This is a genomic window from Enterobacter sp. 22452 (assembly GCF_052045065.1).
GTDB classification, from domain to species: Bacteria; Pseudomonadota; Gammaproteobacteria; order Enterobacterales; family Enterobacteriaceae; genus Enterobacter; species Enterobacter mori.
On record NZ_JBQEOB010000004.1, the window covers coordinates 445,183 to 460,232 of the forward strand.

Below are 15,050 nucleotides of genomic sequence, written 5' to 3' on the forward strand. Positions count from 1 at the left end.
TACTGAACACTATATATGAAACAAATATTCCATTTTAAGTTGAAATAAAATAAATGATGATTATTGTGATCAAGGATGGATTTTTATGTTAACAGGCAACAACACTGACGCAGCGTGCGCTATTAAGGAATTTCGGGCGAGGAAATGACTGAAGTTTCTGTTTCATTTTTGCTGCCAGATGGATGGCCGACATTTAAAAGACGCGGTTTTGCGTTTAGAATCATAAGACTGTATTTGGGGGATAAGATGACGACAGCAACCAGCCTGAACGAACTGCAGCAGCAAATCCGCGATCGCTACGATAGCCTGAGCAAGAGGCTGCAGCAGGTCTCCCGCTACGTGCTGGATAACACCAACAGCGTGGCCTTTGATACGGTTGCCGTCATTGCCGAGCGCGCCGACGTGCCGCCCTCGACGCTGATCCGCTTTGCCAACGCCTTTGACTTCACCGGCTTCAACGAAATGAAACAGCTGTTTCGCATGAACCTGGTTGAAGAGACCGCCAGCTACAGCGACCGCGCCCGGCTGTTCCGCGAGATGGAGAGCGAGGCCGTGCCGGAAACGCCGCTCGATATCCTGCAGGAGTTTGCCCGCTCAAACGCGCAAGCGCTACAGCAGCTGGCCGCCCGCGCCGAACCGGAGATGCTGGAGCGCGCCGTGCAACTGCTGGCAGACGCCGACACCATCTACATTGCCGGGCTGCGCCGCTCCTTTAGCGTCGCTGCCTACCTCACCTATGCCCTGAGCCACCTCGAGTGCCGCCCTATCCTGCTCGACGGCATGGGCGGGATGCTGCGCGAGCAGATCAGCCGCATCAAGGCGCGCGACATTGTGGTGTCGATCAGCTTCTCGCCGTACGCGGAAGAGACGGTGATGGTCAGCGAAACCGCCGCCAGCGTCGGCGCGCGGCAGATTGTGATTACGGACAGCCAGATAAGCCCGCTGGCGACGTTTAGCGATCTTTGCTTTGTGGTGAAAGAGGCGCAGGTGGATGCGTTCCGGTCACAGTCGGCAACGCTGTGTCTGGTGCAGTCGCTGGTGGTGGCGCTGGCGTATAGGTTGGGTGGCGGGGAGAAATAGCCCCGATGCAGTTTGGTGGGCCGGGTAAGGTATAGCCGCTACCCGGCCGCCTGAAGAGCATCAGCCAGACATTAACGACTCCTTATCTCGGGGCAATCAGAATAACTGACGGAAGAGAGAGTATTCAGACGTTGCCCCGTAATCTGTAACACCCGCAGTAGAAGCATGATGCCGCGGCGGGTATCAGGATCGTTGAGCGCGGCGAACACCTGCCGAAGCGAAATATCCCCTTCCCGGTTAATCTGCTCACCCCACGCCATGCGTAGCGCGGTTCCGCCTTCCCAGCCCACGGTGACCACATCTTCAAAAACGCCAGCCAGTTTTTCGACCATCGCGTTATCGGTCATTTCCAGCAGGTCTGCTACTACGGCGAGTAGATCAACCAGATTATTCAGACGATTGCCTGCCATCAGCGGGGCGAGGCTTTTTAATAACTGTTCCTGTTCACTCATCAGAACATCCCCCTCACGACACCCCAATACAGTCCTCGGTTAAAGCCGTTTCGCAGCATGCCGCCAAGCTTGGTTGCAGGCATAGGCGTGACATCATTGCGATAGTCATACACCAGCGGCATGCCCGCCCAGAGCCCCATCTGCGCGACCGCCTGAACCCGCCCATCGTAGTGGTTACCGCTTCCGGAAGGTCTGCCGTACAGCTCCGCCACAATGTTATCGGCAACGATCGGCGCCTGGTTGTGGCATGACCCTCCCGCTTTACTGATCGGCAGATCGACGGTATCGCCGATCACATACACCCCTTCCAGGCCGTAGACGCCCAGCGTTTGGTGATCCGTCGGCAGCCAGCCTTCACCGTTATGAACCTCACTGAGGCCCGTATTACGCACCGCTTCTACTGCCCTGATGGGAGGCGTTGCCATCAGAATGTCGAAGTTCTGTGAATCGCCCTCAGCGGAATAAGCAATTTTGCCGTCAGGGTCGACATGGCTTAAGGTAAAGCCGCGCTGATGCTGTATTCCTTTGGCAGCAAAAATATCGCCCAGCGCCTCCCCAACCGGACGCTGCAGGAACAGACAGTTTCGCAGCAACTGCGCTACGGTTGGATAGGTGTAAACGATCTCAACCTGATTACGTACGCCGCGCTGACGCAGATAGTCGTCAACCATCAGCGTGGTTTCAATGGGGGCGATGCCGCACTGATGGGGAACATTCGGTGTTTCCGGGAAAGAGACGGTAATAAATATTCGCCCCTTTTTAATGGTGGAGAGCTTATGCGCTAATTGTCTTGCCGCCGCATATTGATAAAAATGGTCGCCCGCTTCGGCAAGGCCGGGGATTTTTTGGGGGAAAGGCGTGCAGCCGGTTGCGATAACCAGCAGGTCCCAGTCGTAATATTGCTTACTGGCACCGTACAGTCGACGCTGTTTAAATTCGAAAGATTCAATCTTATCGGTAATAAATCGAATTTCCGGACTCAGTAATTGCCGTTCAGGCCGTGCCAGTTCATGGTGGTGGAAGAGGTTAAACGCGACATACATAAACGCCGGTTTGTAGTAATGCACCGGCGATTCGGAGATCAGCATCAACTCCACCTGACCGGCAGCAATTTCACGCCGTAATTTTCTGGCCAGCAGGTTGGCGACAATCGTCCCTCCCGTGCCGCCGCCAACAATAATTATGCGGTTTTTCATTCCATTATTCGCTCATGGTAGTGAATGGGAATTCACGTAACCAGACCGCTTCACTGTTACGCTCAGCTAAAGGGTAGTAATGGAATAATATTCCGCAATAAAACCTTTATCGAGAAATTTAATTTTGACAACCACATCATCATTTAAAATATACACTACAAAATATAATTCATATCTTTATAACGTAGTCTCTTACTATGGTCTCTTTTCATCACCATTATTCGCCAAAGAGCAGCTTTGTGTACTTTTTAGAGACAGCCCCGGAGCGCTGTCCGTTCGCGCCATAATAGCGATCTTCACGGCACAGTCGTTCCTTCACATCGCAGAAAATGCCGTTGGCAAAGGTGAATTCGGTCAGATCGACATTGCTCGACGTGAACACCTCGTTTGCAGCAGCCTTCTTACCGAGATACGTCTCTGTCAACTCGCGGGATAATCCCTTGTCATTGGCGCATACATATCGGTCGCAGAGCACGCCCGATGCTGGCGACTTGAGTCTGGCGGGGGATTTGGCCTGGACGGACATGGCGGACACGGCCAGCAGCGCGGCCACAGAGAATGCGAGTATTGACTTGTTCAAGATGATAATCTCCGTTGGTGAATGGGTGTCGGCTTTGCAACGGGCGCGGTGGAACCACCATTCATAAGGGGTGTAATATCCTGGATGGTTCTAAGTTTCAGCAGGAAAAGCCCCGTTTAGCTTTTTGTTGACCTAACAGTTGTCGCAAGTTCGGCTCGGAGGCAATTGTAAGGGCCCTATCCAGGTGAGTCATGCGATTTTAGAGACCCGAACTACTATGCTCTACACGGAGTGGGCTTGTGGGGCGGGTTAGGTCCGGTATGAGCGAGGGGCTGAAGTTTATAGTTTTATGGCACATACAGATTTTACGTACATAACCGTGTATTAGTTAACAGTGAGCAGGTCAGGACGCATCAAAAAACTAATGTTTTAAGAGGGGAGTAATGGTGTATGATATTTCGTTTTTTCTTAGGAGTGTGAACCTAACTAGATGATTAGAAGCATAAATCATCACGACTCACTTTCAATTAATTGAACCAACTATGCTTACAAGTATTATAAATCTAATATTAAAAAAACCTGGTTTAAAAGCAAATGAACTGGCACGTGAACTGGGTATGGCCCGAAAAGAGCTTAACCAGATTTTGCATAAAAAACCGGATGTTTTTCATAAAAATGAGAGCTTTGAATGGTCAATTAGGGGAAGTGCCGTTTGCAAACTTTCACTCAAATCTCAGAAAAAATGGATTACTCAGAATGATTTTGAAGTTGCTTTAAAGGAACAAGGCTCCCCTCTTGAGTGCAACATCGACCAAGTCATCATTGAAATTGTTGGAGAGCAACGATTGTTGCTCTGTGCTGTAGCCAGGCTACTGGCTTTGTCTAATCAATTGGCTGACGCTGGTAAAATCGTCACACTCGATTTTACGAATAATAAATCAACAGTCTCATACTTGAATCGGGCCTGTTTTTTTGCCCGCTTAGCACCTGAAATTATTGTCCTACCTCAAAGACCCGCAGTTGAAGATTCTGAAGTCTATAAAGCTAAAAGTATTTCATTGGTTGAGCTTCTTGAGTTAGGGACTGACGAGAATGTGCCGTCCCGAATACGTGATAGTTTTATAAGCGTTTTCGGACATAACGAAGCGACTAAGCTCTTCACAGTCGTTGCGGAAATGGTGGGTAACGTAGAAGATCATTCCGAAACACCTATACCAGGTTTCGCTGGGCTTCAGTGTTACTCTCCTGGTAACAGGCAATCTGTAGTAGTTGTGGTTTCAGATAGTGGAAAAGGGATCTGTGCAACTCTACGCCCTGCTCTGGCTGAGCATTTTCCTAAAATTGCCGCTATGTTCCCTTCAGGAGCCACTGCCTCGGATCCAAAACTTATCCTTTATGCAATGAAACACGGAGGCTTAAGCAGAACAGGTAAGGGACGGGGCGCAGGCCTTCATACCAGTCGTGAGAAAGCCGAGTTGCTTAAAGCAAAAGTGACAATAAGGCAGGAAAACTTTTCAGTTAATCTGAGTTATTCGAACGGGGCACTTGAGAAAAAACACTGGGACCTCAATTTGCCAAAATTGGCAGGAACTCATGTTGTGTTCGAGTTCTCTTTGACATCGCCAAAAATTTCTGATTAAACTCGTGCTATGAAACAGAAAAATTATATCCTTAACTTGATAAAATATGCTGGTGAACCTAATCCTTACGGTACAACTAAAGGGAGGAAGGCCCATGCTAACCTAGTTGATGACATTGCAAAACTTATCGGTGCCTCGGAGGTAGGCATTTCGCTTGCTAACATCCAGAGCGCAGACGTTTCTTTCTTCCGTGAATCTGTGATTTATTCAGTAAAACGCTATAGCCGCGAAATTGCTTTTTACATCTGCGATGTCAGCGATGAAGATTTGATTTCTAATCTTCATGGTGCTGCTCTTTCTGGAGAACAGCCACTGACATGCTGGAAGGGAGAGCAGTGCCGGTTCTTGGGACCTGAGACTTCAGCTTCAAATAAAACGCTTCTTGATTTCATAGTAAAAAAACATAAAACCACTACTGCTGAGGCCGCGGCAGGTCTTGACATTAGTGTCCAGAATGCAAGCACACGGCTTAAGCGTCTCACGGAAGAAGGCTTCCTTTTACGCTCGGAAGAGTCAGCCGAGAGCGGTGGTAAAGAATTTATCTATAAAATTATCGGTATTTCTGCTTAAAGGGCTTCCATTAAGCAGAAAAAGGATCTATTGTATCGCCAATGGATCCTTTTTTTTGACATCTGATTAAACAGGATTCATTAAACAGAATACATGACGGGTCTGATGATTAAGGAGACAGTTCATCTATCGGGGCTTCTTCGAGAATCATTATTAAGCAACACATAACTATGCTGAAACAAGAGGTTAGCATGAGTCATTCAACCGGTTTATCTGAGCATGCGTACTCCATCCTGATTGGTGACGCTGAATTAAACTTTCGTAGCATCACGATCCCGGATCCTATCGTAACGGGACGACAGATTCTGGAAGCCGCGAATGTCCGCCCGACTGATGAGCACATTGCCGTGGCATGGCTTTCAGATGGGGCACTAGAAACCCTACGTGAAGATGAACGTTTTGATCTTCGGGAAAAAGGGGCTGAAAAGGTGATTCTGTTCAAAGCTGCAGACCTTTACCGTTTTATCTTGGATGGACGTGATTTTGTGTGGGGTGCCACGACCATTTCAGGATCTGTTCTTAAAAAACTGGCAGGTGTCGAAGCCACGACTCACGATGTTTATCAAGAGATGCGTAAAAGCGAAGACATGTTGATACGTGATGAAGATATGGTCGATATATCTCTCCCTGGCCTGGAACGCTTCTTTACTGCGATTGCGCAAACAACCGAAGGGCTTTCATCTTTCCTTCCCCGTCGAGACGCTGCATATCTTGAAAGTCGAAATATTATTTTTGAAGAGTGTTCAGAATCGGGTCAGTCCGGTGTGATATTGAAAGGAGTCCAGTTACCAGTGGGAAAGTTTACTTCAGATGTTGTTGATGTTTTGATTATGCTTCCTGCAGGCTATCCTGACTGCCCACCAGACATGTTCTACTGCACGCCTTGGTTAAAACTCTTGGCTAACGCGACTGACCCGCGTGCTGCAAATGTAACTCATGCGTTTGCGGGCCAGGATTGGCAACGCTGGTCACGGCATAACAATGAATGGCGTCCCGGTGTAGATGGTTTGCACACCATGGTGAAACGCATTGAGCTGGCACTGGCCGAGGCGGGATAATTATGGACATGATTTTGTTGGAAGCTCATAAGGATGAACTTAATTCTATTCTGCAAACTGACGGAGATCGTGAAAACTCAGCGTATATACTCTTCGGCAAAGTTTGTATTCAAAATGACCCGTGGTCAGGCAAGGCGCGCCAGCGCCTTGTTTCCCACAAAATAATTCCGGTCCCAGAAGAGGAAAAGATATCGTCTTCTGATGTTCATGTAACTTGGTCTACCCGTACATTTGTCAAGCTTCTTAAATTAGCTGAAAGAGAAGATCTTATCTTAGGGATCGTGCACACTCATCCAGGTAGTTACGCATTTTTCTCTGAACAGGACACCCGTAACGAAAAAGATTTGCTTAAAATCTTATCGAATCGTTCAGGCGATGGTCATACTTTTGTGAGTGTAGTTTTAGGTGGAGACGGCTCTTTCTGCTCACGGTTATGGACCACACCAAGCCACGAGGAGATATTTGAAGCAATTATCGTTTCGGGTCGATCATTAACTTTTCATGGTAATAAAGAATCAGCTGATGCTGAAATGTTTGACAGGCAAGCCCGTTTATTTGGCCCACTGTTTAACTCTACGGTGAAAGGGTTACGAGTTGGTATTATTGGCTGTGGTGGTACGGGAAGTCCTACGGCAATGTTGCTGGCAAGACTTGGCGTTGGGAAATTGCTCCTTATAGACGATGATGTAATCGAATTGTCGAATTTAAACCGAGTCCATGGTGCCAGAAGAGACGATGCATTGAACCGAGTACCAAAAGTCGAGGTTATTGCCCGGGAAATTTCGAATGCTGATTTGGGAACAAATGTTGCTATTTTCAAAGGTTGGGTTGGAGACACTAAAGTAAGAGATGCTTTAAAATCTTGTGACGTGATTTTTGGCTGCACTGATGATCATGATGGCCGATTATTTCTGAACAGATTAGCTTATTTTTATGGCATCGCTGTTCTTGATATGGGAGTTCGTATCATACCTGCCAGCAAAAACCGCACCTATGAGATGGCAGGCCGAGTTACGTTGGTCGCACCTGGGGCTCCCTGTTTGCTATGCCGTAGGTTAATCAATCCCGTCACTGCCAGAGACGAAGCTTTGAAGCGCTCAAATCCAGAAGAATATGAACGTCGAAAAGCAGAGGCATACGTTCTAGGAGGCGGAGACCCAGCTCCTGTTGTTATAACCTTTACTACCGAAACTGCTTGCATGGCGGTCAATGAGCTTCTCCAAGGGTTAACCGCATTCCAAGGAGAAAATGGTATGAAAGCAGGACGTATACGTCGCTTCGATATTTCAGAAGATAGAGCAAACACCTGTTTACCGGTTTCAGGATGCCAATTATGTGCCAGTCAAGAAAATTGGGGAAGAGCAGATATCATTCCATTTTTGGATAGGGTAGGTAGTTGATGGGGCGTTTTTTCGCAAAATTTTTAAGCTGGGCCAAGTTTATAAATTTCGATCTACTTATTAGAAGATCAGAAACATTTCCTTTAAATAAAAATTTGAGGAGTGACGACCTTATTTTTGTCGTTGATGGAAATATTGAGAAATGGGCCTGCTTAAAATGCCCCGGCAACTGTGGAGAAATGATATCCCTTTCTCTTAATCAAACAAGACGTCCTAGGTGGAACGTAACATATGATTATTTAAACCGACCAACAGTTAAACCTTCAATACATCAAAAAAATGACTGTGGATGTCACTTTTGGATAATAAAAGGAAAAATTGAATGGTGCAAGGGAGGACGACCTAAAAAAAATTAATTGAAGTTTCATTTTTAATTCATTGTTTGCCTTTTCATTGTAAAATGCCATCAACTTGCCGTGCCGCTCCAGATAGCCGCGCTATAGCTGCTCAGGATCCATAACACTTAAGGCATATACAGCTTGAACACGCGCAGTTCAATCATCATTACAACCAGATTCTACTCGCGACCCATTATATCCGAACCATATGTGGGGCTCTGTAAAGTCACATCGGACGAAGATTGTCCGCTTTTGGCACTCGCCTGACAACGCGAGAGCGAGAAGATTTAGGTTTAAATTGGCGCGTCATGGTATCAGGTGTAATACATAGTTTTACCGATAAATCCCCCCTATCAAAATACCACGTTCAACCACGCATGGTGTTGCCAGCCATGGTCCAAAAAAAAGCCCGCAATCCGCGGGCTTAGAGATAATTTAGAACCTGTTAGTACCAGACATTTCCTGTTAGGAAATCATTCCCACTCAATCGTAGCCGGTGGCTTACCGCTGATGTCATACACCACGCGGGAAATACCGTTAACTTCGTTGATGATGCGGTTAGACACGCGGCCTAAGAAGTCATACGGCAGGTGCGCCCAGTGCGCAGTCATGAAGTCGATGGTTTCCACCGCACGCAGGGAAACAACCCAGTCGTACTTGCGGCCATCGCCCATCACGCCAACGGAGCGAACCGGCAGGAACACAGTGAACGCCTGGCTCACTTTGTTGTACAGGTCAGCTTTGTGCAGCTCTTCGATGAAGATAGCGTCCGCGCGACGCAGCAGGTCGCAGTACTCTTTCTTCACTTCGCCCAGCACGCGCACGCCCAGACCCGGACCCGGGAACGGGTGACGGTAGAGCATGTCGTACGGCAGACCCAGTTCCAGACCGATCTTACGCACTTCGTCTTTGAACAGCTCGCGCAGCGGTTCAACCAGACCCATCTTCATCTCTTTCGGCAGGCCGCCCACGTTGTGGTGAGATTTGATGACGTGTGCTTTACCGGTTGCGGAAGCCGCAGACTCGATCACGTCAGGGTAGATGGTGCCCTGCGCCAGCCACTTCACGTCTTCCAGCTTCAGCGCTTCTTCGTCGAACACTTCAACGAACACGCGACCGATGATCTTACGCTTCGCTTCCGGATCGTTCTCGCCTTTCAGCGCGTCCAGGAAGCGTTTTTCGCCTTCCACGTGAACGATGTTCAGACCAAAGTGGTCGCCAAACATGTCCATAACCTGCTGGGCTTCGTTCAGACGCAGCAGACCGTTGTCCACGAACACGCAGGTCAGGTTTTTGCCGATGGCGCGGTGCAGCAGCATCGCGGTCACGGAGGAGTCCACGCCGCCGGAGAGGCCGAGGATCACTTTGTCATCGCCAACCTGCTGGCGGATACGCTCAACGGCGTCGTCGATGATTTTTGCCGGGGTCCACAGAGCTTCACACTGGCAGATGTCACGCACGAAGCGCTCCAGCATGCGCATACCCTGACGGGTGTGGGTCACTTCCGGGTGGAACTGCACGCCGTAGAAGCGTTTTTCTTCGTTCGCCATGATCGCGAACGGGCAGCTTTCGGTGCTGGCAACGGTCACGAAGTCAGACGGGATGGCGGTGACTTTGTCGCCGTGGCTCATCCACACGTCCAGCAGCGGTTTGCCGTCTGCGGTCAGGGAGTCTTCGATACCGCGCACCAGCGCGCTGTCGGTGACAACTTCTACCTGCGCATAGCCAAACTCACGCTCGTTAGAGCCCTCTACGTGGCCGCCCAGCTGCATTGCCATGGTCTGCATACCGTAGCAAACGCCGAATACCGGCACGCCAGCTTCGAACACGTACTGCGGCGCGCGCGGGCTGTTCTCTTCGGTGGTGCTTTCCGGGCCGCCGGACAGGATGATGCCGCTTGGATTGAATTCGCGAATCTGTGCTTCCGTGACATCCCACGCCCACAGTTCACAGTAAACGCCCAGTTCACGTACGCGACGCGCCACCAGCTGAGTGTACTGAGAACCGAAGTCCAGGATGAGAATGCGATGTTTATGAATGTTTTCCGTCATTGACGCTAATTCCGAGGCAAGTGAAACAAAAACAGAGCGCCCGGCAGAAGCCGGGCGCGGAAACTTATCAGGAGCCCAGACGGTAGTTCGGGGACTCTTTGGTGATCGTCACGTCGTGAACGTGGCTTTCCTGGATACCCGCACCGCTGATGCGTACGAATTCCGCTTTGGTACGCAGCAGGTCGATGGTACCACAGCCGGTCAGACCCATACAGGAGCGCAGGCCGCCCATCTGCTGATGAATGATCTCTTTCAGACGGCCTTTATAGGCAACGCGACCTTCGATACCTTCCGGCACCAGTTTGTCAGCGGCGTTATCGGTCTGGAAGTAACGGTCAGAGGAACCTTTGGACATCGCGCCCAGGGAGCCCATGCCGCGGTAAGATTTGTAAGAACGGCCCTGGAAGAGTTCGATTTCGCCCGGGGATTCTTCGGTACCGGCCAGCATGGAGCCTACCATCACGGCAGCAGCGCCTGCGGCGATCGCTTTGGCGATGTCGCCAGAGAAGCGGATACCGCCGTCAGCGATAACCGGAATACCGGTACCTTCCAGCGCTTCAACCGCGTCAGACACCGCGGTGATCTGTGGAACGCCCACGCCGGTGACGATACGGGTAGTACAGATAGAGCCAGGGCCGATACCCACTTTCACCGCGCTGCAGCCGGCGTCAGCCAGCGCGCGAGCGCCTGCGCCAGTTGCCACGTTACCGCCGATGATCTGCAGGTCAGGGTATTTGGCACGGGTATCACGAATACGTTGCAGAACGCCTTCGGAGTGGCCGTGAGAGGAGTCAATCAGCAGGACGTCAACGCCCGCAGCAACCAGCGCGTCAACGCGCTCTTCGTTGCCTGCACCAGCACCAACCGCAGCACCGACGCGCAGACGGCCATGCTCGTCTTTACAGGCGTTAGGCTTACGTTCTGCTTTCTGGAAATCTTTAACGGTGATCATGCCGCGCAGGTGGAAGCTGCTATCAACAACCAGCGCTTTTTCAACGCGTTTTTCGTGCATTTTTGCCAGCACCACGTCGCGGGTTTCACCTTCGCGAACGGTAACCAGACGCTCTTTCGGCGTCATGTAAACGCTGACAGGCTGGTTCAGGTCAGTCACGAAACGCACGTCACGGCCGGTGATGATACCGACCAGTTCGTTCTCTTCGGTCACAACCGGGTAACCGGCGAAGCCGTTACGTTCGGTCAGGGCTTTCACTTCGTGCAGCGTGGTGGTTGGCAGAACGGTCTGTGGGTCAGACACGATGCCGGATTCATGTTTCTTCACGCGGCGAACTTCTTCCGCCTGACGTTCGATAGACATGTTTTTGTGAATAAAGCCAATGCCACCTTCCTGTGCCAGAGCGATAGCCAGGCGCGCTTCAGTCACGGTGTCCATTGCCGCAGAGAGCATAGGAATGTTCAGGCGAATGGTTTTCGTCAACTGCGTGCTGAGATCGGCAGTATTCGGCAGAACGGTGGAATGAGCGGGAACGAGGAGGACGTCGTCAAACGTCAGTGCTTCTTTAGCGATACGTAGCATGGGCAATATCTCTGACCTGGGTGGTTAAATATTGCCGTGGCATTATACAGAGCGTAACCGATTGCATCTACACTTTTTTGAAAAAAATGCTTGCGATCGCCCCTCAGCAGGTTACTATCGACTGAATAACTTGCTGATTTAGAATTTGATCCCGCTCACATGTTATCCTCTCAATCCCCCTCAATTTATACTGTCGGCCGCCTTAATCAGACGGTGCGTTTGCTGCTTGAGCAGGAAATGGGGCAGGTCTGGATCAGCGGTGAGATATCAAACTTCACGCAGCCGTCTTCCGGACACTGGTACTTTACCTTAAAAGACGACACCGCCCAGGTGCGCTGCGCGATGTTCCGCAACAGCAACCGCCGCGTGACGTTCCGCCCTCAGCACGGCCAGCAGGTTCTGGTTCGCGCCAATATCACCCTGTATGAACCGCGCGGTGATTATCAGATTATCGTCGAGAGCATGCAGCCTGCGGGCGAAGGTCTGCTGCAGCAGAAGTACGAACAGCTTAAAGCCAAACTCTCTGAGGAAGGTTTGTTCGACCAGCAGTTCAAAAAACCGCTGCCCTCACCTGCCCACTGCATTGGGGTCATTACTTCGAAAACCGGTGCAGCGCTGCACGATATTTTGCACGTGCTGAAGCGTCGCGACCCTTCCCTGCCCGTCATCATCTACCCGACCGCCGTTCAGGGTGACGATGCGCCAGGCCAGATTGTACGCGCCATTGAGCTGGCAAACACCCGTCAGGAGTGCGACGTATTAATCGTCGGGCGAGGCGGCGGTTCGCTGGAAGATCTGTGGAGCTTTAACGACGAGCGCGTGGTGCGGGCAATCTTTGCAAGTCAGATCCCTGTAGTGAGCGCCGTCGGTCACGAAACGGACGTAACGATAGCGGATTTTGTCGCGGATCTGCGCGCGCCTACGCCGTCCGCGGCGGCGGAAGTGGTCAGCCGCAACCAGCTGGAACTTTTGCGTCAGATTCAAAACGGACAGCAGCGCCTTGAGATGGCGATGGACTACTTCCTTGCCAACCGTACTCGCCGCTTTACCCAGCTTCATCATCGTCTTCAGCAGCAGCACCCGCAGCTGCGTCTGGCGCGTCAGCAGACCGTGCTGGAACGTCTGCGTCAGCGCATGAGTTTTGCGGTGGATGCGCAGCTTAAGCGCGCGGTATCACGCCAGCAGCGCGCTACGCAGCGCCTGAACCAGCAGAACCCACAGCCGAAAATTTATCGCGCGAAAACGCGGATTCAGCAGCTGGAGTATCGTCTGGCAGAGACTGTCCGCGCGCGTCTGAGCACCACCCGCGAACGTTTTGGCAATGCGGTGACCCATCTTGAAGCGGTCAGCCCCCTCTCCACGCTGGCGCGCGGCTATAGCGTGACGACGGCGACGGACGGCAAAGTGCTGAAGCAAACCAAACAGGTCAATACCGGTGATGTGCTGACGACGCGTCTTTCCGACGGCTGGGTAGAAAGCGAAGTGAAATCAATTAAACCGGTGAAAAAGACGCGTCAGCGTAAAACCGGATAATTCTTCGCCGGTTACTTACTATACTGCTGCTATTCCCTTTTTTAATAAGGAGAGCAGCATGCCCCATCTTCACAGCGTAATCCCCCCCTATATCCTTCGTCGTATTATCGAAAGCGGTTCCGAGCCGCAGCAACGCTATGCCCGCCAGACGTTAACCCACGTCCAGACGCTGATGGCCCACATGCCGGGAAAACCCGCCGCGCCTCACGTGAATAAAGCCGGGCAGCTGGAGCGCGATATTTACGACGCGAAGCAGACCCAGGAGCTGCCGGGTACGCAGGTGCGTTACGAAGGCCAGCCTTCAAACGGCGATGTGGCGGTGGACGAAGCCTACGATTATTTGGGTATTACTCATGATTTCTTCTGGAAAGAATATCAGCGTGATTCGCTCGATAATAAAGGGCTTATTTTGACCGGCACCGTACATTACGGCCGGGAATATCAGAACGCCTTCTGGAACGGTCAGCAGATGGTATTCGGCGACGGCGATGGGGAAATATTTAACCGCTTTACCATCGCCATCGACGTGGTGGCGCACGAGCTGAGCCACGGTGTGACCGAGACCGAAGCCGGGCTTATCTATTTTGAACAGTCGGGCGCGCTGAACGAGTCTCTGTCAGACGTGTTTGGCTCGCTGGTCAAACAGTACCATCTGAAGCAAACCGCTGATAAAGCAGACTGGCTCATTGGCGAAGGGCTGCTGGCGAAAGGGATCAACGGCAAAGGACTGCGCTCAATGTCTGAACCCGGCACCGCCTATGACGATCCGCTGCTCGGCAAAGACCCGCAGCCCGCGCACATGAAAGATTTCATTAAAACGCGCGAGGATAACGGCGGCGTGCACCTGAACTCCGGCATCCCCAACCGGGCATTTTATCTGGCTGCGACGGCGATCGGCGGCTACGCCTGGGAAAAAGCGGGATATGCCTGGTACGACACGGTTTGCGATCGCAATCTGGCGCAGGATGCGGATTTTGAGGCCTTCGCAAAACTGACGATCGCGCACGGAGAGAAACGCTCCGGCAGCGACGCTGGGGCGGCCATTAAACAAGCCTGGGAACAGGTGGGAGTGTTGTAAATGCAGGTTCCGGAACTGACGGATGACGCCGTAGTTGAGCTGGCCCGGGAAGGCGGCGTCGCTTTTATTCCCAAGCTGAGCGGGCAGCGCACCATCGCGCTCTCCTCGCTCAATGAGGCCCAGCGCCAGCGCCTGGTGAGCATCCTGGAGCAGGCTTTTCCACGCGGCCAGCCGCCGGGGCAAGCCTCTTCACCCGGCAGCGGCGACCAGCGCTATTTCCGCATCCAGATTATCTGGACCGGGCAAAATCAGGCCCACTACGCCGATATCATCGTGCTGGTGCCCGAGCAGGAAGCGCCCGAGTCGCTGGTCGAGCTGTGGCAGAAAGGCGAAGGCTGCGTGTGCGATTAACCTTCTGCCCGAACAAACTCCACGCGTTTTTTAGAGATAAGACCGTGGCCGTTCTGGCAGAAATAATCCACCGCGCCGCAGGCTTTTAAAACCTGGAGTGGCTGATGGCACTCCGGGCAGCGGGCTTCAAGCGCAATATCCTTATTACAGCTGTCGCAGTGCGCCACCCCGTTCTGGGGCTCCAGCGGTGTCTGGCAATCCGGGCAGGTAATCGTCATGATGGCTCCTTTAAAGCGTTCAGGTCTGCAA

15 protein-coding genes are annotated in these 15,050 nt (G+C 51.6%); 9 read left to right on the forward strand and 6 right to left on the reverse strand.

What is annotated here, in order from left to right:
• Positions 1–246: 246 nt before the first annotated feature.
• Positions 247–1,080 carry a MurR/RpiR family transcriptional regulator gene (locus tag ACTJJA_RS14655; protein WP_023338648.1) on the forward strand — a complete coding sequence of 278 codons (834 nt, stop codon included), beginning with the start codon at positions 247–249 and terminating at the stop codon, positions 1,078–1,080.
• 71 nt (positions 1,081–1,151) lie between these two features.
• Here ACTJJA_RS14655 and ACTJJA_RS14660 read toward each other — a convergent pair whose 3' ends face one another.
• The 3 genes from ACTJJA_RS14660 to ACTJJA_RS14670 form a co-directional block, all read right to left on the reverse strand.
• Complete coding sequence (locus tag ACTJJA_RS14660) at positions 1,152–1,532, reverse strand: DUF1641 domain-containing protein (protein WP_440668530.1); 381 nt, start codon at positions 1,530–1,532, stop codon at positions 1,152–1,154.
• Positions 1,532–2,728, reverse strand: a complete 1,197-nt coding sequence (locus tag ACTJJA_RS14665) for an NAD(P)/FAD-dependent oxidoreductase (protein WP_440668531.1) — start codon at positions 2,726–2,728, stop codon at positions 1,532–1,534. Before ACTJJA_RS14665 ends, ACTJJA_RS14660 begins: the two co-directional genes overlap by 1 nt.
• Positions 2,729–2,945: 217 nt before the next feature.
• Positions 2,946–3,308 carry a YcgJ family protein gene (locus tag ACTJJA_RS14670; protein ID WP_440668532.1) on the reverse strand — a complete coding sequence of 121 codons (363 nt, stop codon included), beginning with the start codon at positions 3,306–3,308 and terminating at the stop codon, positions 2,946–2,948.
• 482 nt (positions 3,309–3,790) lie between these two features.
• Here ACTJJA_RS14670 and ACTJJA_RS14675 point away from each other — a divergent pair, with 482 nt between their 5' ends.
• The 5 genes from ACTJJA_RS14675 (at position 3,791) to ACTJJA_RS14695 (ending at position 8,272) form a co-directional block, all read left to right on the forward strand.
• Entirely contained in the window at positions 3,791–4,888 is a 1,098-nt protein-coding gene (locus ACTJJA_RS14675) for an ATPase (RefSeq protein WP_047346742.1), read from the forward strand.
• A 9-nt stretch (positions 4,889–4,897) separates the two neighbouring features.
• Positions 4,898–5,458, forward strand: coding sequence for a hypothetical protein (locus tag ACTJJA_RS14680; RefSeq protein WP_440668533.1), 561 nt, complete (start codon positions 4,898–4,900; stop codon positions 5,456–5,458).
• Between the two features lie 191 nt (positions 5,459–5,649).
• A complete protein-coding gene (locus tag ACTJJA_RS14685) occupies positions 5,650–6,516 on the forward strand; it encodes a multiubiquitin domain-containing protein (protein ID WP_440668534.1) in 867 nt (288 codons plus the stop codon).
• 2 nt (positions 6,517–6,518) lie between these two features.
• Positions 6,519–7,916, forward strand: coding sequence for a ThiF family adenylyltransferase (locus ACTJJA_RS14690; RefSeq protein WP_047346745.1), 1,398 nt, complete (start codon positions 6,519–6,521; stop codon positions 7,914–7,916).
• Positions 7,916–8,272, forward strand: coding sequence for a DUF6527 family protein (locus ACTJJA_RS14695; protein WP_072059230.1), 357 nt, complete (start codon positions 7,916–7,918; stop codon positions 8,270–8,272). The genes ACTJJA_RS14690 and ACTJJA_RS14695 overlap by 1 nt, the downstream gene beginning before the upstream one ends.
• 455 nt (positions 8,273–8,727) lie before the next feature.
• Here ACTJJA_RS14695 and guaA read toward each other — a convergent pair whose 3' ends face one another.
• Both guaA and guaB read right to left on the reverse strand, forming a co-directional pair.
• On the reverse strand, positions 8,728–10,305 hold the full coding sequence (gene guaA, locus ACTJJA_RS14700) for a glutamine-hydrolyzing GMP synthase (protein WP_089597818.1): 1,578 nt from the start codon (positions 10,303–10,305) through the stop codon (positions 8,728–8,730).
• A 67-nt stretch (positions 10,306–10,372) separates the two neighbouring features.
• The gene (gene guaB, locus ACTJJA_RS14705) at positions 10,373–11,839 is read right to left on the reverse strand and encodes an IMP dehydrogenase (RefSeq protein WP_010433923.1); all 1,467 of its coding nucleotides are present in this window, start codon (positions 11,837–11,839) and stop codon (positions 10,373–10,375) included.
• Positions 11,840–11,998: 159 nt separating this feature from the next.
• Between guaB and xseA the strand changes: the two genes are divergently transcribed.
• From xseA to ACTJJA_RS14720, 3 genes are read left to right on the forward strand one after another with little or no spacing between them, the layout of a single operon-like run.
• Positions 11,999–13,372 (forward strand): exodeoxyribonuclease VII large subunit, encoded by a 1,374-nt coding sequence (gene xseA, locus ACTJJA_RS14710; protein WP_440668535.1) that lies wholly within the window; start codon positions 11,999–12,001, stop codon positions 13,370–13,372.
• A gap of 58 nt (positions 13,373–13,430) precedes the next feature.
• Positions 13,431–14,450: a M4 family metallopeptidase gene (locus tag ACTJJA_RS14715; RefSeq protein ID WP_420984560.1), complete on the forward strand. Its 1,020-nt coding sequence runs from the start codon at positions 13,431–13,433 to the stop codon at positions 14,448–14,450.
• A complete protein-coding gene (locus ACTJJA_RS14720; RefSeq protein WP_006811517.1) occupies positions 14,451–14,801 on the forward strand; it encodes a protealysin inhibitor emfourin in 351 nt (116 codons plus the stop codon).
• Here the strand turns inward: ACTJJA_RS14720 and ACTJJA_RS14725 are convergent.
• Positions 14,798–15,019 carry a zinc ribbon domain-containing protein gene (locus tag ACTJJA_RS14725; protein WP_420984561.1) on the reverse strand — a complete coding sequence of 74 codons (222 nt, stop codon included), beginning with the start codon at positions 15,017–15,019 and terminating at the stop codon, positions 14,798–14,800. The genes ACTJJA_RS14720 and ACTJJA_RS14725 overlap by 4 nt on opposite strands.
• Positions 15,020–15,050 lie beyond the last annotated feature (31 nt).

Excerpts from the sequence above, each read along its gene's own strand:
- ACTJJA_RS14655 (WP_023338648.1), top strand. The coding sequence starts at position 247 with ATGACGACAGCAACCAGCCTGAACGAACTGCAGCAGCAAATCCGCGAT.
- ACTJJA_RS14660 (WP_440668530.1), bottom strand. The coding sequence starts at position 1,532 with ATGAGTGAACAGGAACAGTTATTAAAAAGCCTCGCCCCGCTGATGGCA.
- ACTJJA_RS14665 (WP_440668531.1), bottom strand. The coding sequence starts at position 2,728 with ATGAAAAACCGCATAATTATTGTTGGCGGCGGCACGGGAGGGACGATT.
- ACTJJA_RS14675 (WP_047346742.1), top strand. The coding sequence starts at position 3,791 with ATGCTTACAAGTATTATAAATCTAATATTAAAAAAACCTGGTTTAAAA.
- ACTJJA_RS14680 (WP_440668533.1), top strand. The coding sequence starts at position 4,898 with ATGAAACAGAAAAATTATATCCTTAACTTGATAAAATATGCTGGTGAA.
- ACTJJA_RS14685 (WP_440668534.1), top strand. The coding sequence starts at position 5,650 with ATGAGTCATTCAACCGGTTTATCTGAGCATGCGTACTCCATCCTGATT.
- ACTJJA_RS14690 (WP_047346745.1), top strand. The coding sequence starts at position 6,519 with ATGGACATGATTTTGTTGGAAGCTCATAAGGATGAACTTAATTCTATT.
- ACTJJA_RS14695 (WP_072059230.1), top strand. The coding sequence starts at position 7,916 with ATGGGGCGTTTTTTCGCAAAATTTTTAAGCTGGGCCAAGTTTATAAAT.
- guaA (WP_089597818.1), bottom strand. The coding sequence starts at position 10,305 with ATGACGGAAAACATTCATAAACATCGCATTCTCATCCTGGACTTCGGT.
- guaB (WP_010433923.1), bottom strand. The coding sequence starts at position 11,839 with ATGCTACGTATCGCTAAAGAAGCACTGACGTTTGACGACGTCCTCCTC.
- xseA (WP_440668535.1), top strand. The coding sequence starts at position 11,999 with ATGTTATCCTCTCAATCCCCCTCAATTTATACTGTCGGCCGCCTTAAT.
- ACTJJA_RS14715 (WP_420984560.1), top strand. The coding sequence starts at position 13,431 with ATGCCCCATCTTCACAGCGTAATCCCCCCCTATATCCTTCGTCGTATT.
- ACTJJA_RS14720 (WP_006811517.1), top strand. The coding sequence starts at position 14,451 with ATGCAGGTTCCGGAACTGACGGATGACGCCGTAGTTGAGCTGGCCCGG.
- ACTJJA_RS14725 (WP_420984561.1), bottom strand. The coding sequence starts at position 15,019 with ATGACGATTACCTGCCCGGATTGCCAGACACCGCTGGAGCCCCAGAAC.